Annotated in this window: 16 protein-coding genes and 1 riboswitch; of the genes, 7 read left to right on the forward strand and 9 right to left on the reverse strand. The window is 63.2% G+C overall.

Annotated elements, in window-relative coordinates; genetic code table 11:
* Positions 1–35 precede the first annotated feature (35 nt).
* A riboswitch (TPP riboswitch) is annotated at positions 36–132 on the reverse strand.
* A gap of 159 nt (positions 133–291) precedes the next feature.
* From OIU37_RS27700 to OIU37_RS27735, 8 genes are all read right to left on the reverse strand, one after another.
* Positions 292–1,980: an ABC transporter ATP-binding protein gene (locus tag OIU37_RS27700; RefSeq protein ID WP_264259282.1), complete on the reverse strand. Its 1,689-nt coding sequence runs from the start codon at positions 1,978–1,980 to the stop codon at positions 292–294.
* The gene (locus tag OIU37_RS27705; protein ID WP_064246609.1) at positions 1,977–2,921 is read right to left on the reverse strand and encodes an acetamidase/formamidase family protein; all 945 of its coding nucleotides are present in this window, start codon (positions 2,919–2,921) and stop codon (positions 1,977–1,979) included. Before OIU37_RS27705 ends, OIU37_RS27700 begins: the two co-directional genes overlap by 4 nt.
* A 67-nt stretch (positions 2,922–2,988) precedes the next feature.
* Positions 2,989–4,608: an ABC transporter substrate-binding protein gene (locus OIU37_RS27710; protein ID WP_264259283.1), complete on the reverse strand. Its 1,620-nt coding sequence runs from the start codon at positions 4,606–4,608 to the stop codon at positions 2,989–2,991.
* A gap of 25 nt (positions 4,609–4,633) precedes the next feature.
* Positions 4,634–5,554 (reverse strand): ABC transporter permease, encoded by a 921-nt coding sequence (locus tag OIU37_RS27715; protein ID WP_027690185.1) that lies wholly within the window; start codon positions 5,552–5,554, stop codon positions 4,634–4,636.
* On the reverse strand, positions 5,554–6,402 hold the full coding sequence (locus OIU37_RS27720) for an ABC transporter permease (protein ID WP_264259284.1): 849 nt from the start codon (positions 6,400–6,402) through the stop codon (positions 5,554–5,556). Before OIU37_RS27720 ends, OIU37_RS27715 begins: the two co-directional genes overlap by 1 nt.
* Entirely contained in the window at positions 6,402–6,983 is a 582-nt protein-coding gene (locus tag OIU37_RS27725; RefSeq protein WP_264259285.1) for an ANTAR domain-containing response regulator, read from the reverse strand. The genes OIU37_RS27720 and OIU37_RS27725 overlap by 1 nt, the downstream gene beginning before the upstream one ends.
* Positions 6,980–8,113: a transporter substrate-binding domain-containing protein gene (locus OIU37_RS27730; RefSeq protein WP_264259286.1), complete on the reverse strand. Its 1,134-nt coding sequence runs from the start codon at positions 8,111–8,113 to the stop codon at positions 6,980–6,982. The genes OIU37_RS27725 and OIU37_RS27730 overlap by 4 nt, the downstream gene beginning before the upstream one ends.
* Positions 8,114–8,339: 226 nt before the next feature.
* Complete coding sequence (locus tag OIU37_RS27735) at positions 8,340–8,924, reverse strand: DUF1349 domain-containing protein (RefSeq protein ID WP_264259287.1); 585 nt, start codon at positions 8,922–8,924, stop codon at positions 8,340–8,342.
* A 227-nt stretch (positions 8,925–9,151) separates the two neighbouring features.
* Here OIU37_RS27735 and OIU37_RS27740 point away from each other — a divergent pair, with 227 nt between their 5' ends.
* The 6 genes from OIU37_RS27740 (at position 9,152) to OIU37_RS27765 (ending at position 16,409) form a co-directional block, all read left to right on the forward strand.
* Positions 9,152–10,678 (forward strand): ABC transporter substrate-binding protein, encoded by a 1,527-nt coding sequence (locus OIU37_RS27740; protein ID WP_264259288.1) that lies wholly within the window; start codon positions 9,152–9,154, stop codon positions 10,676–10,678.
* Positions 10,679–10,899: 221 nt separating this feature from the next.
* A complete protein-coding gene (locus OIU37_RS27745) occupies positions 10,900–11,841 on the forward strand; it encodes an ABC transporter permease (RefSeq protein ID WP_003553764.1) in 942 nt (313 codons plus the stop codon).
* Positions 11,841–12,710 (forward strand): ABC transporter permease, encoded by an 870-nt coding sequence (locus OIU37_RS27750; protein ID WP_240605200.1) that lies wholly within the window; start codon positions 11,841–11,843, stop codon positions 12,708–12,710. The genes OIU37_RS27745 and OIU37_RS27750 overlap by 1 nt, the downstream gene beginning before the upstream one ends.
* Positions 12,711–12,760: 50 nt before the next feature.
* Positions 12,761–13,273 (forward strand): RidA family protein, encoded by a 513-nt coding sequence (locus OIU37_RS27755; protein WP_240605199.1) that lies wholly within the window; start codon positions 12,761–12,763, stop codon positions 13,271–13,273.
* Positions 13,274–13,341: 68 nt separating this feature from the next.
* The gene (locus OIU37_RS27760) at positions 13,342–14,538 is read left to right on the forward strand and encodes an aminotransferase class V-fold PLP-dependent enzyme (protein ID WP_240605198.1); all 1,197 of its coding nucleotides are present in this window, start codon (positions 13,342–13,344) and stop codon (positions 14,536–14,538) included.
* A 35-nt stretch (positions 14,539–14,573) separates the two neighbouring features.
* Complete coding sequence (locus tag OIU37_RS27765) at positions 14,574–16,409, forward strand: ABC transporter ATP-binding protein (protein WP_240605197.1); 1,836 nt, start codon at positions 14,574–14,576, stop codon at positions 16,407–16,409.
* A 31-nt stretch (positions 16,410–16,440) separates the two neighbouring features.
* Here OIU37_RS27765 and OIU37_RS27770 read toward each other — a convergent pair whose 3' ends face one another.
* Positions 16,441–17,655, reverse strand: coding sequence for a polyhydroxyalkanoate depolymerase (locus OIU37_RS27770; RefSeq protein ID WP_171604838.1), 1,215 nt, complete (start codon positions 17,653–17,655; stop codon positions 16,441–16,443).
* A gap of 123 nt (positions 17,656–17,778) precedes the next feature.
* Here OIU37_RS27770 and OIU37_RS27775 point away from each other — a divergent pair, with 123 nt between their 5' ends.
* Complete coding sequence (locus OIU37_RS27775; protein WP_171604839.1) at positions 17,779–18,432, forward strand: glutathione S-transferase; 654 nt, start codon at positions 17,779–17,781, stop codon at positions 18,430–18,432.
* Positions 18,433–18,520 lie beyond the last annotated feature (88 nt).

Genomic DNA, 18,520 nt, shown 5'->3' on the forward strand with positions numbered 1-18,520 from the left:
CGGGGGCGGGCACGGGGCGGTTCGTGCGGGCAGTGCCGCGGCCCCGAGCGACTCCCTCCGCCGGCATTATCCGGTTCAGGTTCGAAGGGTGCTTCTCAGCCCGTCTGTCGACGAACGCCCCTGTCTCTCATCGCGATTCTTTTCGCAGAGAACGGAGGTGATGTCATCCCGAAAATGATCGACGCGGCGCAACGATTGTCGACGATTTGAGAAAGGCGATCAGCCGACGATCTGGCCAACCGCCGCCGACATCCTCCTTCGCGACATTTTAGTCATGTCTCAGTCCTTCAGTCACGCATGCACTTCCTTGCCGCGATAGACCTCCGGATCGGGGATCGGAACCGCGGCGATCAGCGCGTGGGTGTAGTCATTCCTCGGGTTCTCGAAGATATCCCGCCGCGTGCCGGTTTCGATAATGCGGCCGGCGCGCATGACGGCGACGTTGTGGGACATGCGCTCGACGACGGCCATGTCGTGGGAGATGAAGAGATAGGCGAGCCCCATCGTTTCCTGCAGTTCGAGCAGCAGGTCGAGCACCCGGGCACGGACGGAGACGTCAAGCGCTGCGACGCTCTCGTCGGCGACGATCAGCTTCGGCTCCAGTGCCAGCGCTCGGGCGATGCAGATGCGCTGGCGCTGGCCGCCTGAAAATTCGTGCGGATAGCGCGTTGCCGCATCAGGCGTCAGGCCGACCCGGCGCAGCAGTTCGGCGACGCGGTCCTGCCGTTCACTATGGTTGCTGATGCCGTGAATGACCATCGGTTCGCCGATCGCTTTGCCGACGGCCATGCGCGGGTCGAGCGAGGCATAGGGATCCTGGAAGATCATCTGCGCCGAGCGGCGCACGGGCCGCATCTCGCGCTGGCTGAGGCCGGCAATATTGCGGCCGTCGATCAGGACATTGCCCTTGAAGGGGATGAGACCGAGCACGGCCTTGCCCGTCGTCGATTTGCCGGAGCCGCTTTCGCCGACGAGGCCGAGCGTTTCACCCGGCAAGATATCCAAGGAAACGCCATCGACGGCTGCAACTGGCGGCTTGCCCTTGAAAAACCGGCTTGCGGCGTTGCCATAGGTGACGGTGAGGTCGCGCACATTCAGCACCGGCGTGCGGTCCGGATGCAGCGTCTCGACGGCGCGCTGGGTGATGCGCGGCGGACGGTCGGTGCCGGCAAGCGCGCCGAGCCGCGGGACGGCGGCCAGCAATTGCTGCGTATAGGCCTCCTTCGGCCGCTGGAAGATGGCGAGCGCCGTTCCCTGCTCGACGATCCTGCCATTCTGCATGATGACGACGCGATCGGCCATTTCGGCGACGACGCCCATGTCGTGGGTAATGAGGATGATCGAGGCGCCGAATTCGCGCTTCAACTCGCGCATCAGCCTGAGGATCTGCGCCTGCACGGTGACGTCGAGTGCCGTCGTCGGCTCGTCGGCGATCAGCACCTTCGGCCGGCAGGAGAGCGCCATGGCGATCATTACCCGCTGGCGCATGCCGCCGGACAGCTCGTGCGGATATTGCTTCAACCGCCGGGCCGGCTCGGTGATCTGCACGGCGTCGAGCATCTTCAGCGCCACCGCCTCGGCATTCTCGCTGCCCTGGTGCGCGCGGATTGCCTCCGTCAGCTGGTTGCCGACCGACATGACCGGGTTCAGCGAGGTCATCGGCTCCTGGAACACCATGGCGATATCGCCGCCGCGCACGCTGCGCATCGCCCGGTCGGAAAGCTTGAGCAGGTCGCGCTCGCCAAGCAGCACGCTGCCGGAGGCGACCCGCAGCGAGGCTTTCGGCAAGAGCCCCATGATCGACAACGAGGTGACCGACTTGCCGGAGCCGGATTCGCCGGCAATGCAGAGCGTTTCGCCGCTTGCAAGCTCGAAGCTGACATCCTGGAGCACCGGCTTGCGGCCTTCGGGGGTGCGGGCATCGACGCTCAGCTTGCGAAGGCTGAGCACCGGTGCTGCGGCGGGCATGGCTTCGTTCACGCGAACACGATCCTCGGGAAGTAGAAGGAGACCACCCAGTTCGGCTGGTCGACGATCTCGCTGATGCGGAGATCGCCGCAGACCGAGCAGAGCAGATAGGCATCGACGGCGCTCATGCCGTGTTCGGCGCCGAGAAGATCGATCATCCGCATGACGCTTTCGCGTGCGCCGGTCATCAGGTCAGGGCCGATGCCTGTCGTCACCTCGTAGCCGGCGCCGTCGAGGTGGCGGGTCACCGGTTCGGTCGTGGTGAAGCGCGGCGTCTGCAGCTTGGCGTCCTTGACGAGCTCGATCGTCGCTTCGACGTTCATCTGGCTTTCGATCGCCGTGCCGCAGACTTCGCCATCGCCCTGGGCGGCATGGGTATCCCCGATCGAAAACAGCGCGCCGTCGACCTCGACGGGCAGATAGAGCGTCACCCCCGCCGTCAGGTCGCGGATGTCCATGTTGCCGCCGACGCGACGTGGGGGGACGACGGAGTGGGTGCCGGGCTCGGCTGGTGCGACACCGATCGTGCCGGCAAAAGGCTTCAGCGGCACGCGGCCGCCCGGGCCGTAAAGGGCGGGCACCATGCTGGTCGCGTCATAGGACCAGACATGCAGGGCCGGATCCTTGAACTGGTCGGCAAGCAGGCCGAAGCCCGGAATATTGGCCGTCCAGCCGACGCCCGAGGGAATGAACTTGCGCAGCGTCACCTTCAGCGCATCGCCGGGCTTGGCGCCTTCGATATAGACCGGGCCGGAGACCGGGTTGATCTTGCCGAAATCGAGCGCGTTCAGCGTTTCCAGGGTGGCGTCGCTTCCGAGCTGGCCACCCGATGAATCCATGCATTCGAAGTGGATCGTCTCTCCGGGCTTGGCGACGACCGCGGGGGCGAAATCCTTGTTCCAGCCGAAATTATGCTGGGCGCGGTGAATGGTGTGAGTGCAAGCGATGCACATGTCATGTCTCCCTCGATTTTATGATGCCTTCCCCGCGTGGACCGGGAAGGCTTTGTTTCTTCAGGGCTTATTGCTTCACGTAGATCGCGTCGTAATTGATGACGCGGGTCGGATCGATGTAGATGTTGTCAGCACCGCCCATGCGCAGCGACTTGGCGACGACGCGGCGTTCGTTGATGACAGGGATCCACGGCGCATCGGCCATGATATCGGTGAAGATCTTGCCCCAGGCGGCGGCGCGCTCGGCTGATTTTGCCGGATCGGACATGGAGTCGGCGGCAACGGCGCGCTTGTCGAGATCGGCGTTGCAGTACCACGACCAGTTCCAGCCGCCCGGAACCGCGCCGGCACAACCGAGGATCGGGCCGTAGAAGTTGGACGGATCCGGGAAGTCGGCGATCCAGGCCATGCCGCCCGACCAGATCATCGGCGCTTCGCCTTCCGTGCCGCCGGCCGAGATGACGTTTGCCTGGGCGAGCGCCCGGACTTCGGCCTTGACGCCGACAGCGGCCAGATCCTGCTGGATCGCCTGGGCGATACGCGGCTGCGGGTCGGTGTTGGTGGAGTAGAGCACGGTTTCGAAGCCGTCGGGATAACCGGCTTCGGCAAGCAGCGCCTTGGCTTTCGCCACATCATAGGCATAGCCGGTGAAGGACTTGTCGTAACCCGGCATCAGCGGCGGTAGCGGCTGGTTGGCAGGCGTTGCGCGGCCGTTGAGGATGCGGGTGATGCGCTCCTTGTTGATCGCCATGTTCAGCGCCTGGCGAACCTTGACGTTATCGAAGGGCTTCACCTTGGTGTTCAGCGTGATGTAGCCGGTGTGCAGCTGTTCGCCGTCGACGATCATCTGCGCGCCGTCGGCCGAATTCTTGATTTCGAGGAACTTCGCCGGCGGAATGCCGTCGCCGGCAATATCGACCTCGCCCTTCTGCAGGCGCAAGAGCGCCACCAGCGGCTCCTGGCCGACCTCGACCTTGAAGCTGTCGATATAGGGAACACCCTTGACGAAATAATCCTTGTTGCGTTCGAAAACGAGCTGCTGGCCGATCGTCCAATCCTTCAGGATGAAGGTGCCGGAGCCGACCGGCTTCTTGCCGAAGTCGCCGGCGGCCGCCTCGACGGCTTCCTTCGGCACGACCGAGGCGAAGTTGATGGCAAGCACGTGCAGGAAGGTGGCGTCTGGGCGCGAGAGATTGAAGATGACGGTGCTGTCGTCCGGCGTCTCGATGCCGGAGAGCGTCGTCGTCTTGCCGCCGGTTTCATCCTCGAAGCCCTTGATGGCGCCGAAGAAGCCGGCGCCGGGGCCTTGCGTCTTCGGGTCGACGGCGCGTTCGATCGAATATTTCACGTCGGAGGCGATGACCTCACGGCCGTTCGAAAACTTCACGCCCTTGTGCAGCTTGAAAGTATAGGTCAAGCCGTCGGGCGAAACGGTGAAGCTTTCGGCAAGCGAGGGAACCGGGTTCGGCGTGCCGGGAGCGTAGTCCATCAGGCGGGAATAGAGGCTCTTGATCATCGACCAGTTGACCCAGTCGTAGCCGATCGCCGGGTCGAGCGTGGTGATGTCGTCCTTGTAGGTGACGACGATATCGCCACCCTGCTTGGGCGTTTCCTGCGCCATGACGGACAATGGCGCGAGCGCCACCATCGTTGCCATGGTCGTCTGTTGCAGCCAGCGTTTGAACATCTTGGTTCCCCTTCTTTGGTTGCTGTCAGCGTGTGCGGATGCGCGGGTCGATGACCGGCGCGACGAGGTCGGCAAGCAGATTGCCGATGATGATGGCAAGCGCCGAGGTCAGGGTGACGCCCATGATGATCGGAATGTCGACCTGCTGGATCGCCTGCCAGGCGAGCTGGCCGATGCCGGGCCAGCCGTAGACCGCCTCGACCACGACCACGCCGCCCATGAACTGGCCGATATCGATGCCGATCATGGCGATGATGGGCAGCACGGCGTTGGGCAGCGCATGCCGCAGGATGACGCGCTTCGAGGAAAGGCCCTTGGCGCGCGCCGTGCGGACATAATCCTGATTCAGCACGTCGATCATCGACGAGCGCACCATGCGGGCGTACCAGCCGGCGCCGCAGATACCGAGTGTTACAGCAGGCAGGACGAGATGCGAGAAGCTGCCATAGCCGCTCATCGGAAACCAGCCGAGCGTTGCCGCCAGCAGATAGAGCAGCAGCAGGGCGACGAGGAACTGCGGTGCGGAAGTGCCGACAAAGGAGGCCATCATCACCAGCCGGTCGATGAAGCCGCCGCGGCGCACGGCGGCGATGGTGCCGAGTGTCAGGCCGAGCACCACCTCGACGAAGATGCCGGCAAGCATCAGCGTCAGCGTCGCCGGCAGCCGTGCGGCGATTAGCGTCCAGACATCGGTTTTCTGCGCATAGGAGCGGCCGAGATTGCCGTGCAGCAGATTGCCCAGATAGGTGCCGAACTGGACCAGCAGCGGCTGGTCGAGGCCGAGCTCATGGCGGATGTTGGCGACTGTCTGGGCGGTGGCACTGCGGCCGGCGATCATGCGGGCCGGATCGGCCGGAAGGGCATAGAGCAGCACGAAAGTGATTGCCGCGACCCCGAGTAGGATGAGAGCCGCCTGCGCCAACCTGCGGAGCATGAGTGACGCCATCAGCCCCTCCCGCGCTGGGTCGGGTCGAGAATGTCGCGCAGCGCGTCGCCGACCAGATTGAAGGAAAGCGCCGTCAGGAGGATGATCGCGCCGGGAATGAAGACCAGCCAGGGGGCGGCCTGGAAATAGCTTTGGCTCTCGAAGATGATGTTGCCCCAGGAGGGCTGTGGCGGCTGGACGCCGACGCCGAGAAAGGAAAGCGTGGCCTCGAGCAGCACGGTGGTGGCGATGCCGAGAGTTCCCCAGACGATTGCCGTCGGCATGAGATGCGGCAGGATATGCATGAAGAGCACGCGCATATGGCCAGCGCCGAGCGAGCGCTCCGCCATGATGAAATCGCGCTCCACCAGCCCGCGAGTTTCGGTATAGACGATGCGGGCGACCTGCACCCAGTTGACCAGTGCAATCACCATGGCGACGATCCAGAGACTCGGCTTCAGCAATGCGGCGAGCACGATGGCGAGCAGCAGCGCCGGAAAGGCCATCATCAGATCGGTGAAGCGCATCAGGATGTTGGCCGGCAGTCCGCGGAGATAACCGGCAACGATGCCGACGAAGAGGCCGATCGCCACCGCGATGCCATTGGCGACAAGGCCGATGATTAGCGAGGTGCGGGCGCCGAAGAGCAGGCGGGAGAAGAGGTCGCGGCCGAGCGTGTCGGTGCCCAGCAGATAGGGACCGCCCGGCGGCAGCGGCGCGCCTTCGAGCGACAGGCCGTCAAACATCTGCTCGTCGGGGCTGAACGGCGCGATCCACGGCGCTGCGATGGCGAGCGCGATGACAAGCGTGACGACGATCAGGCCGAAGAGGGCGGTCGGCTGGCGGATCATCTGTTTCAGCACATGCATCAGCCCGCCTCCGGCAGGGGTTCCGCGCCCGCCAGGATGAAGGCTGATATCTGCTCCATCGGCAGGCGGCGGCGCATGGCGCAATTGCGTAGGATTGCGTAAGCGCTCTCCTCGTCGATGCCGTGTGCGGCCTGAAGCTTTTCGACGGCGGCGTGAACGAGCGGCCGCAGCCGGACGCGCTCTTCGAGATATTGCAGCTTTTCCGCAGTCGTCTTGCGCTCCCGATGAATGGAGACGGCCATGACAAGCGCCGGATAGACGGCCGAGGTGGCGATCGGCTTTGCGATGATCGCGCCGGCGCCCTGTCCGAGCGCCCAGGCGATGCGGCCGGGCGCTTCCGAACCAAGCAAGGCGACAACGGGGCAGGCAGGCGTTTCGCCGTTCCAGGGCAGCAGCTCGTCCCAGCCTTGGTCGGCATCGACGATGACGAGATCAGGCAGCACCGCGGCCGAAAGCGGCGCCCATTGCAGCGTTGCGTGGATGCCGAGCAGGCGAAGCTGACGGATCAGCCTTTCGGTGTTGCCGTCCTCGCGATGCAGGACCGTCGCCTGCCAGCCGGTGAAATTGGGTGTCTCTCTCATGACACCACCCTCAGCCGCGGATAGGCCTGCCGGTTGCGGCCGGTCAGATAGGGGTCGGCGGCGAGCGGCGGCCGCGAGGCGACGACATCGAAGCCGTTGTCGGCGTTGATCCGGCCGAGATGGAAGGGCAGGGCGGCATGATTGGTCTCGCGGTCGATCGCCAGCGCGCCGAACGGGGTCGGCCAGGATCTATTGTAGAGCTCGCGCCGGACGGCGTCGGGATCGTCACCGCCGGCAGCGACGATCGCGTCGACGCAGAGCCGGACGGCAGTATAAGCGCTGGCAAAGACGCTGGAGACACGCCGCTCGGCGCCGTGACGCTCAGTGACACGGGCCTTGAAGGCGGCATTTTCGGCGGTCGCGATACTGTCGAAATAGGAAGCGGCGCAAAGCTGGCCGGCGGCAGCACCTGTGGCGATATCGTCGAGCTCGCATTCCATCAGGTCGCAGCTGACCACCGGGCAGTTTTCCGGGCGAAAGGCAGGGTCGCGATCACCGAGGGCCTTGATCGCCTCCAGGAAGGCGTAGCTCGAGGGGCCGATCAGATTGTTGAGGATAAAACTCGGGCGGCGCTGCGCGATCTCGGCGACGATGCGCTCGACGGCGGTTTCCTCGAGCGGAAGATAGCGTTCGCCAAGCACCTCGCCGCCGGCATTGGTAATGAGTTCGCGGGCGAGCCGGTTCATCTCCCAGCCCCAGACATAGTTGGCGCCGACGAGATAGGGCCTTGCGCCGTAACGCGGGATCAGGTGCTCGAACAGCGGCAGCAGATGCTGGTTCGGGCAGCCGCCGACATAGATGACGTTCTCGTTGGCCTCGAAGCCTTCATAGGGGCACATGTACCAGAGCAGGCCGTCATGTTTCTCGACCAGCGGGATGACTTCCTTGCGCGCCGCAGACGTGATCGTGCCGACGATATGGCGGCAGCCGGCGCGCAGAAGATGGCGCGCGCCGTCGAGATAGGCGGCAAGATCGGCATGCGGGTCGAAGAAGACGGGCTCGATCGCCAGCCCTTCGACGCCGGCATATTCGGCCATCGCGAAATCGGCACCGTCGCGCGCGTCGCGGCCCATCGAGCCGTAGGGCCCGGTGGTCGAAAAGAGGATGCCGATTTTCAGCGCGTCATTCATGAAGTGACCACATCAAAAACCCCACGACGCTGGTCCCATCGAGCGATGAGGCGTCATGGGGCGAAACTGCCCAGAGACTATCGGAGTCATGTCAATGCGGGCTGGCCTTCTGCCTATTCCGCAGGCCTGAGTAAAATACAGGCAGCTTGTCTTTGTCAAGTGTGCTGCGCTGCACTCGCAGTCATTTGATCTTGTTCTTGCGGTAGAGGCGCGAAAGGTCGCTCTTCTAGCTCAAATCATGCAGATCCTTGGTGATCGCCGGGCCGATCCAGAATTCGGAAAAGCGGACAGTCAGGCCGCTGCGCTCCGGCGTGCAGGCCGTGGGTCCGACCTCGTAGTGTGCTGCTGCCGGGAAGGGGGCGAGCCGCAGCAGCGGCCAGAAGCTGCCATCACGCGAAGCCTGGATGCGCATCGCTCCGTTTGCAACGGTGACGCGGATGCGGAAATCCTCCAATTCCTTGAAGGGCTGTGCCACGGACCAGTCGGACTTGCCGTCGGTGACGACGGTGCTGAGGAAGGCTTCGCCGTCGGTGAACTCGACGCCTGTTTTCACCCAGCATTTCTCGTCGATGCGCACCATCAGGCCAGCCTGGTCATAGAGCGTGCGGAATGCGCCCTGAACGCGGATCTGCGCTGTAAAACTGTCGGCTGTGGGAAAGCCGAGGAAATGGCCGCTGTCGCGGGTGAAGCCGTAATGGGTCTCCCGCCAGAAATCGGTTTTCTCATCGGTGGTCAGGGTAAGGCCGGCTTCGTTCGCCAGCCAGTATGCCGGCTCGTTCATCCATTTGCCGTCGTTGAAATCGATGCTCATCCTGTTTTCCCGTTCCGTTGAAGCCTCACCACAGGGCGATTGACTCACCTTGGCACAATGCACGGCCGTGGTGCAGGCCGGCGCAGCCGAAGATTGTGTATTTTTCCGGCGTGTCGGGTATCCCCGAGGGCATAATCCGTCGCTCACGCTTGACAGGATCGATCCATCTCCTATTCTGTTACAAAAAGATGAATTACATAATTGTGGAACTAAACGGGAGCCCTCACATGAAAACACTAGTCGCATTCCTTCTCGGCACCGCGCTCGTCGCCCTGCCTTCGACGCTCCTTGCCCAGGAAAAGGGCGGCGTCATCAATGTCGCGACGATCGGCGAGCCGCCGACGCTCGATCCGATGTCGTCGACGGCCGATCTCGTCGGCATCGTCACGCAGCACATTTTCGAAACGCTCTACACCTTCGACAAGAGCTGGAACGTCACGCCGCTGCTCGCCGAAAGCCTGCCTGAGATCAGCGCCGACGGCAAAACCTATACGATCAAACTCAGGACCGGCATCAAGTTCCACGACAATACCGACATGACCTCGGAAGATGTCGTCGCTTCGCTTGGCCGCTGGATGAAGATCGCCTCGCGCGGCAAGCAGGTGGCCGGCTTCATCGACAAGGTCACCGCCGCCGATCCGGCAACCGTGACGATCACGCTGAAGCAGCCCTATGCGCCGCTGACCTCGCTGCTCGCCTTCAACAATTCGGCCGCGATCATCATCCCGTCCGAAAAGCAGGACGAGCCGATGAAAGACTTCATCGGCACCGGTCCCTACATGCTGAAGGAGCGCAAGGCCGACCAGTATATCCAGCTCGCCCGCTTCGACGGCTACAAGTCGCGTGAAGGCGACAGCAATGGTTATGGCGGCGCCCGCCACCAGTATCTCGATGAGATCCGCTTCGTGCCGGTGCCGGATCCGAACACCCGCGTCGAGGCCGCCGTTTCCGGCCAGTACGACTACGTCGACTCGATCCCGGTCGAATCCTACGACAAGCTGAAGGCCTCCACCGCCTCGCAGCCGATCATCCTGAAGCCCTTCGGTTATCCGGTGTTCGTCTTCAATACGAAGGAAGGTATTGCTGGGAATGTCGAGGTCCGCAAGGCGATCCGTCAAGCGCTCAGCATGGAGGATATGCTGGCCGCGGCCTTCGGCAGCACGGATTTCTACGCGCTCGACGGCGCCATCTATCCAAAGACCTTTGCCTGGTCGACGGATGCCGGCGTCGAGGGCGCGTATAACGTCGCCGATCCGGAAGGGGCGGCTGCCGCCGCCAAGAAGGCCGGCTACAATGGTGAACCGATTCGTATCCTGACCAGCCGCCAGTATGAGTTCCACTACAAGATGGCGCAGGTCGCCGCCGAATATCTGAAGCTTGCCGGCTTCACCGTCGATATGCAGGTTGTCGACTGGGCGACGCTGACGCAGCGCCGTACCGATCCGAAGCTATGGGATATCTACATCACCCATAGCCCCTTCCTGCCGGAGCCTGCTCTCATCGGCTCGCTCTCGACCAGCTCGCCGGGCTGGTGGGATACGCCGGCCCGCAAGGCCGCCGTCGATGCCTTCACCTCGGAAGTCGATCCGAAGAAGCGCGTGGCGCTCTGGGCCGATGTCCAGAAGGCGATCTATGCCGACGCCCCCTTCATGAAGATCGGTGACTTCAACGCCGTTTCGGCAGAGTCGACCAAGCTTGAAGGTGTCGATCCGGCTCCGTGGCCGTATTTCTGGAATGCTTCGATCAAGAAGTAATGGAGTGATTTCGTGGCCGCCCCTCTCTCCCTCATTCCTGTGCTCGTCACAGGAGTCCAGCCACGGCGCGTCTGCGCCGGGAATGACCCATTTACGACAGGCGAGGAGTCTCCCGCGCCCAAAGACTTGGGCGCACTGGATTCCTGTGACGAGCACAGGAATGAGGGAGGTTGGGCGGCCGCGACAATGCTACATCGACCAAGCGTAGGAGCGACGTTCGGATGATACGCTACATCCTCCAGCGCCTGTTCGGCATGATCGTCGTGATGTTTCTCGTCGTCACGATCGTCTTCGTCATCGTGCGCGTGACGCCGGGCGATCCGGCTGCCGTCATGCTCGGGCCGGATGCGACGCCGCAGGATATTGCCGACCTCAGGGCCCGGCTCGGCCTCGATCAGTCGCTCGGCCTGCAATATGTCTATTATATCGGCCAGATGCTGAGAGGTGATCTCGGCCAGTCGATCTTCCTCAACATGCCTGTCACCTCGGCCTTGCTCGACCGGGCCGAGCCGACCTTCTTCCTGACTTTGTTTTCGCTCGCCATTGCCAGCATCATCGCCCTGCCGATCGGCATCTATGCCGCCTATCGGCGCGGCTCCTTCATCGACCAGGCGGCAACGACGCTCGCCATGTTTGCCGCCAGCATTCCGAGCTTCTGGCTCGGCCTGATCCTGATGCAGTTCTTCGCCGTCAGGCTCAACCTCTTCCCGGTCTCGGGTTATGGCGGTCCGGGCTCGACCTTTCTCGATCGGATGTATCATCTGACGCTGCCCGCTTTTGCGCTCGGCATCGTCTCCTCGGCGCTGATCCTGCGTTTCACCCGCGCGTCGATGCTCGATGTGCTCGGCGACGATTATATCCGTACGGCGCGCGCCAAGGGGCTGATCGAGCGCCGGGTCATTCTCAAGCACGCGCTGAAGAATGCGCTGATCCCGATCCTGACGGTGATCGGCCTGACGGCAGCGGTACTGATATCTGGCGCCGTCGTCACCGAGACCGTCTTCGGCCTGCCGGGTGTCGGCAATCTTGTCGTCTCGGCGGTCCTGCGCCGCGACTATCCCGTCATCCAGGGGGCTCTGCTCGTCATCGCCGCTCTCTACGTGCTGATCAATTTTGCGATCGACATGCTCTATCTTCTGATCGATCCGAGGGTGCGCTACTGATGGCCGATATCGCAATCAAATCAGTCGAAGGCGAGGGCAGCAAATTCGCCAGGCGCCTGCTGAAGCGCAAGACGGTCGCCTTGGGTCTGCTGATCCTGACGATCTTCGTGCTTCTGGCGGTCTTCGCGCCTGTTGTCGCGCCCTATTCGCCGTCGAAGCTTTCCATCGTCAACCGGCTGAAGCCGCCGAGCAGCACGTTCTTCTTCGGCACCGACGAGTTCGGCCGCGACGTCTTCTCGCGGACCATCTTCGCCGGCCGCCTGTCGCTGCTCGTCGGTATTGCGGTCGTGACCTTGTCGGCCGTGATCGGCGTGACGCTCGGCCTGCTTGCCGGCTTCTTCCAGAAGCTCGATACGCCAATCGCCCGGCTGATCGACGCGATGATGGCGTTTCCGGATATTCTGTTGGCGATCGCGCTCGTTGCCGCCCTCGGCCCGTCGTTGACGACTGTCATCATCGCGCTGTCGATCGTCTATGCGCCGCGCCTTGCCCGCATCGTGCGCGCTTCGACGCTGGTCATTCGCGAACTGCCCTATGTCGAGGCGGCGAGGGCGCTCGGCATTTCGACCTTCCACATCATGACGCGGCATGTGCTGCGCAATCTGCTGTCGCCGATCCTGGTGCAAGCCACGTTCCTCTTCGCCAGCGCGATGCTTGCCGAAGCCGGCCTGTCTTTCCTCGGCCTCGGCGTCAGCCCCGAAATCCCGACCTGGGGAACGATGATCGCCGCCGGCCGCCAGTATATCGGCCAGGCCGACTGGATGACGCTTTTTCCGGGTGTCGCCATCATCCTCTCCGTGCTGTCGCTGCAGATGGTCGGCGATGGCCTCAGAGACATGCTCGATCCAAGACTGCGCAAGGATCTTTAATCCGCCGACCAAGCATCGGCCCAACCGAAATTCGCCAAATCGAAAATTGCATGACAGGAGTTTGCGTGAATCAGTTTCCCACCGCCGCTGGCAAGGTCGAGAACTCGCCTTACGAACGGCTTGCCGCCCTCGGCATTGCGCTGCCGCCGCCGCCGCCGCCGATCGCCAATTTCGTCACGCACGTGATCGAAGGCAATATGCTCTACCTCTCCGGCCAGGGACCGCGCGAGGCCGACGGCTTCATGCATGCCGGCAAGGTCGGCGCCGGCATCAGTGTCGACGAGGCCTACGGTCATGCGCGGCTGACCGGCATCAACCTGCTTGCCGTCATGCAGGATGCGCTCGGCGATCTCTCCCGCGTCAAGCGGGTGGTCAAGCTGCTCGGCATGGTCAATGCCGTGCCTGATTTCGAGGATCATCCAAGCGTCATCAACGGCTGCTCGGATCTGCTGATTGAAGTCTTCGGGCCGGCCGGCGAACATGCCCGCTCGGCCGTCGGCTTCGGTTCGCTGCCCGGCAACATCACCGTCGAGATCGAGGCGATCGTCGCCTTGCATGGCTGACGGGAGCTCGACACATTTGATCGACCGCGCCATGTTTCGTTTTTCGACCCAGACTCCTGGAGACCTCCATGTCCACTGATATCCGTCCGTCGCTTGGCCTTCGCCCTGTCATCAACGTATCGGGCACAATGACCAGCCTCGGCGCCTCGATCGTCGTTCCCGAAGCGATCAGCGCGATGGCATCGATCCTGCCGCACTTCGTCGAGATCAACGACCTGCAGCGTAAGGCCAGCGTCGTCATCGCCCGGCTGACCGGTGGCGAGGCGGGCTTCGTCACCGCCTCCTGCTCGGCCGGCATTTCGCTGGCCGTTGCCGGCGCCATCACCGGCAACAATCTGCTGGCGATCGAGAAGCTGCCGGATGTGGTGCCCGAGAAGAACGAAGTGCTGGTGCAGATGGGTCATGTCGTCAGTTACGGCGCCCCGGTCGACCAGGCGATCCGGCTTGCCGGCGGCAAGGTCGTGCTTGTCGGGCAGGCGACCTCGACGCATCGCTTCCACATGGAAAACGCCATCACCGACAAGACCGCCGCCGCCGTCTATGTCGTCTCCCACCATGTCGTCGATTACGGCCTGCTGAACCTGAAGGAATTCGTCGAGATCGCTCATGCCAAGGGCGTGCCCGTCATCGTCGATGCGGCCTCGGAATATGATCTTAGGATTTTCCTGGAGCAGGGGGCCGATATCGCCCTTTACTCCGGCCACAAATTCCTCGGCGGCCCGACCTCGGGCATCGTTGCCGGCAGCAAGGAGCTGGTGCGCCATGCCTTCCTGCAGAATATGGGCATCGGCCGCGGCATGAAGGTCGGCAAGGAGAGCATCTTCGGCGTCATGGCAGCACTCGAAGCCTGGGAAAACCGCGACCATGCCGGCATCCGGGAACGCGAGACCGGCTATCTCAACCTGTGGAAGCGCACGCTCGACGGCCGCCCTGGCCTCACTGCGCTGATCGAGCCCGATCCGACCCACAATCCCCTCGATCGGTTGCGCCTGATCGTCGATCCCGAGCAGGCGCATATCACCGCCTGGGATCTGGCCGATGCGCTTGCCAAGGGCAGCCCGCCGATCATCGTGCGCGATCATGAGGTGGAGCACCGCTATTTCTACCTCGATCCGTGCAACCTGCACCCGGGCGAGGAGACGATTGTCGCGGAGCGCCTGGCGCAGGAACTCGACAAGGCGCGCGCCTCCAACGAGATCATCGCAACGCCGATCGAGAACCGCAGCAGGCACCGCTTCGACGGTGCGCTGCGCTGGCCGGATTGATCCGCCGCCGCTCATCTGTCGCAAGAGGAACCACCATGGCCACTGCCCAAGCGCAACCGATTGAGACAACCACCGACGTTCTTTCCGTCGAAGGTCTGACGACATCCTTCCTGGTGGACGGCGTCTGGAAACAGGTCGTGCGCGACGTCTCCTTCACCGTCGCTCCGGCGGAAACGGTGGCGATCGTCGGCGAATCCGGCTCGGGCAAGAGCGTCACCTCACTCTCGATCATGCGGCTGCTGCAGGCGGATACGAGCCGTGTCGAGGGCCGAGTCATGCTCGGCGGACGCGACCTCCTGGCCTTGCCGGAAAATGCCATGCGGCAGGTGCGCGGCAACGAGGTGGCGATGATCTTCCAGGAGCCGATGACATCGCTCAATCCGCTCTTCACCATCGGTGACCAGATTTCCGAGGCGCTGCTCTGCCATTCCGATATGAGCAGGGCCGATGCCAAAGCCGAGACGATAAGGCTGCTGGAAAAGGTCCGCATCCCCTCGGCCGCCTCGCGCTTCGGCGAATATCCGCATCGTTTTTCCGGCGGCATGCGCCAGCGGGTAATGATCGCCATGGCGCTCGCCAGCCGACCGAAACTCTTGATCGCCGACGAGCCGACGACTGCGCTCGACGTCACCATCCAGGGCCAGATCCTCGATCTCATCAAGATGCTGCAGGACGAGGAGGGGACCTCCGTTCTCTTCATCACCCATGACATGGGTGTCGTTGCCGAGATCGCCGACCGGACGGTGGTGATGTATCGCGGCGAACAGGTGGAAAGCGGCGCCACCGCCGATATCTTCCACCGCGGCAAACACCCCTACACGAGAGCTCTACTATCAGCCGTGCCGGTGCTCGGCTCGATGCAGGGCCGGCAAAGGCCGCTGCGCTTTCCCGTGGTCAATACGGCAACCGGTGAATCGGACATTCCTGCCGAGGTCGCCGATACGGTGGCAGCGACGCCGGTCCTGCAGGTGAAGAACCTCACCAAGCGTTTCGACATTCATTCCGGCCTGTTCGGCCGGCTGACCAGCCGGGTGCATGCCGTCGAAAACGTCTCGTTCGATCTTCATGCCGGCGAGACGCTGTCGCTGGTCGGCGAATCCGGTTGCGGCAAATCGACGACCGGCCGCGCCATCATGCGGCTGATCGAGCCGCAGGCCGGTTCCGTTCTCGTCGAGGGCAGGGAGGTGCTCGGCCTCGACAGGAAGGATCTGCGCGAGATGCGCAAATCCGTGCAGATGATCTTCCAGGATCCCTTTGCCAGCCTCAATCCGCGCATGACGGTTGGTGCCGCGATCGCCGAACCCTATCTCGAACACAGAATGGGCAATGCGAAACAGGCGAAGGACATCGTCGCCGATCTTTTGGTGAAGGTCGGCCTGTTACCGGAGATGGCCGCGCGCTATCCGCATGAATTTTCCGGCGGCCAGCGCCAGCGCATCTGCATTGCCCGCGCGCTTGCATTGCAGCCGAAGGTCATCGTCGCCGATGAAAGCGTCTCGGCGCTTGACGTCTCGATCAAGGCGCAGGTCATCAACCTGATGCTGGATCTGCAGCAGAGCCTCAACCTCGCTTTCCTGTTCATCTCGCACGACATGGCGGTGGTCGAACGCGTCAGCCATCGCGTGGCGGTGATGTATCTCGGCGAGATCGTCGAGATCGGCCCGCGATCCGCTGTCTTCGAAAATCCGCAGCATCCCTATACGAAGAAACTCATCGCGGCAGTGCCCGTGCCGGATCCCGACCGCCGCCATGAAAAGCGGATGGTGGCGAATGACGAGATCAAGAGCCCGATGCGCCCGGTCGACTATCAGCCTGCAAGCACGTCTTATCGCGAAGTCGGGCCGGGCCACCTGGTGATGGCCGATCGGTAGACCTGCCATCGCGTTTCGGATTTGGCCGGCACTATTCCATCGCCAGGATCATGTTGCGCACGACGGGGTAGATTTCCCCCTCCCAGCGGCGGCCGCTGAAGACGCCGTAATGTCCGACATTGGCCTGAAGATGATGGCGCTTCAGATGCGGGCGCAACGCACGACAGAGATCGTGCGCGGCCGAGGTCTGGCCGAGTGCGCAGATGTCGTCGCGGCCGCCCTCGACGGTCAAAAGCGCCGTGTTGCGGATCTGGCCCGGGTCGACCCTGCGGCCATGGTGGGTGAGGTCGCCGGTCGCGAGTTCCGCCTTCTGGAAGACGCGCTCGATGGTTTCGATGTAGAATTCTTCAGTGAGGTCGAGCACGGCGAAATATTCGTCGTAGAACGTCTTGATCTTGCCGGCTTCGGCCGTCTCGCCCTTCGCCAGATGATCGTAGAGCCTGCGATGGGCGTCCTGGTGGCGCTGCATGTTCATCGACATGAAGGCGACGAGCTGGAGGAAGCCGGGATAGACCCGCCGCCCGGCGCCCCGATAACGCCAGGGAACGCCCGTGATCAGCGAGTTCTCGAACCAGGCGAGCGATTTCGACACGGCAAGCTCGTTGACCTTCGTCGGGCTTTCGCGCGGGTCGATCGGCCCGGCCATCAGCGTCATGGTGCGCGGGGTGGCGGGATGCCGCTCTTCCGACATCACGGCAACGGCGGCCAGGGCCTGCACGCAGGGTTGGCAGACGGCGAGGATATGAGCGCCCGGACCGATCTCCTCCAGGAAATGCATGATATAATCGACATAGTCGTCCATGCCGAAACGCCCTGCCGACAGCGGCACGTCGCGGGCGTTCGCCCAGTCGGTAATATAGACGTCGTGATCGCGCAGCAGGGTCTGCACCGTGCCGCGCAGGAGTGTGGCGAAATGGCCGGACAGCGGTGCGACGACCAGCACCCGCGGCCGCTTTGCATCGGTGTCCGTTGCAAAGCGCAGCAGCGTGCCGAAGGGCAGGTCGAGCACGGACTCGACGGTGACGGGCGCCATGCGGTTGCCGATCAAGGCCGAGGTGATGGCGAAATCCGGACGTTCGTGAGTAATCTCGAAGCGGGAAATCATCTCCATCGCGGCGGAGAACTGCCGTCCCATTTCGCCGCCGGGGTTCCAGAACGCTGTCGCGGAAAACATCTGCAGGCGCCGCGCCAGATCGCGGAGCGGCGCGATGAGGTCATCCTGGAACTGATAGGCCTGGTAGAGCATGGCCGAAATCTCCCGCACTGCCGCATCGATGCGGCGGTGCAAAAAAAGCTAGTTGAATATGTCCTGCCATGCGAGAAGATTATCGAGGAAGAAGCAACATTGTCCGACAAGGATACGAGCCCGATGTCGCAAGCTGCACTGACGATTTCCTCAAAGAACTACTCCTCATGGTCTCTGCGCGGCTGGCTGCTGTGCCGGATGGCGGGGCTGGACTTCGCCGAGGTGCTTGTGGAGATGGATGACGAGGCGCGCCAGGAACTCCTGCTGCTCTCGCCGTCGGTTCTGGTGCCGAGGCTGACCCATGACGACGTGACGGTGTGGGACACGCTGGCGATTGCCGAATATCTCCACGAGGTGGTGCCGGACGCCGGGCTCTGGCCCTCCGAGCGCGCAGCGCGGGCCCGCTGCCGGTCGGTCTCGGGCGAGATGCATTCGGGTTTCCATAACCTGCGCTCGGCACTGCCGATGAACCTCAAGGCGCGGCATGCAAGCTTCAAGATATTCTCGGGCGCGCGGCCCGATGTCGAGCGCGTCAAGGCGATCTGGACCGAATGCCTCGAGGCAAGTGGTGGGCCCTGGCTGTTCGGCACCACACCGACCGTAGCCGATGCGATGTACGCGCCGGTCTGCACCCGCTTCCGCACCTATGCGGTGGAGCTCGAACCGCGGCTTGCAGCCTATGTCGAGACGGTGTTGTCCTGGCCACTGATGGGCGAATGGACCGAAGGCGCGATGGTCGAGCCGGACGAGATCGTCGAACTGGAAGTCGAGTTCTGACGGAAACGCGGCCGGGCGGCTCCCTATCGATTTTCACGGTCCGAATTAAGAGTTGCCTGGACGATGAGCGGCGCATAAAGCAGATGCA

The organism is Rhizobium sp. BT-226 (assembly GCF_025847085.2).
GTDB classification, from domain to species: domain Bacteria; phylum Pseudomonadota; class Alphaproteobacteria; order Rhizobiales; family Rhizobiaceae; genus Rhizobium; species Rhizobium sophorae.

Excerpts from the sequence above, each read along its gene's own strand:
- OIU37_RS27705 (WP_064246609.1), bottom strand. The coding sequence starts at position 2,921 with ATGTGCATCGCTTGCACTCACACCATTCACCGCGCCCAGCATAATTTC.
- OIU37_RS27710 (WP_264259283.1), bottom strand. The coding sequence starts at position 4,608 with ATGTTCAAACGCTGGCTGCAACAGACGACCATGGCAACGATGGTGGCG.
- OIU37_RS27715 (WP_027690185.1), bottom strand. The coding sequence starts at position 5,554 with ATGGCGTCACTCATGCTCCGCAGGTTGGCGCAGGCGGCTCTCATCCTA.
- OIU37_RS27720 (WP_264259284.1), bottom strand. The coding sequence starts at position 6,402 with ATGCATGTGCTGAAACAGATGATCCGCCAGCCGACCGCCCTCTTCGGC.
- OIU37_RS27725 (WP_264259285.1), bottom strand. The coding sequence starts at position 6,983 with ATGAGAGAGACACCCAATTTCACCGGCTGGCAGGCGACGGTCCTGCAT.
- OIU37_RS27730 (WP_264259286.1), bottom strand. The coding sequence starts at position 8,113 with ATGAATGACGCGCTGAAAATCGGCATCCTCTTTTCGACCACCGGGCCC.
- OIU37_RS27735 (WP_264259287.1), bottom strand. The coding sequence starts at position 8,924 with ATGAGCATCGATTTCAACGACGGCAAATGGATGAACGAGCCGGCATAC.
- OIU37_RS27740 (WP_264259288.1), top strand. The coding sequence starts at position 9,152 with ATGAAAACACTAGTCGCATTCCTTCTCGGCACCGCGCTCGTCGCCCTG.
- OIU37_RS27745 (WP_003553764.1), top strand. The coding sequence starts at position 10,900 with ATGATACGCTACATCCTCCAGCGCCTGTTCGGCATGATCGTCGTGATG.
- OIU37_RS27750 (WP_240605200.1), top strand. The coding sequence starts at position 11,841 with ATGGCCGATATCGCAATCAAATCAGTCGAAGGCGAGGGCAGCAAATTC.
- OIU37_RS27755 (WP_240605199.1), top strand. The coding sequence starts at position 12,761 with ATGACAGGAGTTTGCGTGAATCAGTTTCCCACCGCCGCTGGCAAGGTC.
- OIU37_RS27760 (WP_240605198.1), top strand. The coding sequence starts at position 13,342 with ATGTCCACTGATATCCGTCCGTCGCTTGGCCTTCGCCCTGTCATCAAC.
- OIU37_RS27765 (WP_240605197.1), top strand. The coding sequence starts at position 14,574 with ATGGCCACTGCCCAAGCGCAACCGATTGAGACAACCACCGACGTTCTT.
- OIU37_RS27770 (WP_171604838.1), bottom strand. The coding sequence starts at position 17,655 with ATGCTCTACCAGGCCTATCAGTTCCAGGATGACCTCATCGCGCCGCTC.
- OIU37_RS27775 (WP_171604839.1), top strand. The coding sequence starts at position 17,779 with ATGTCGCAAGCTGCACTGACGATTTCCTCAAAGAACTACTCCTCATGG.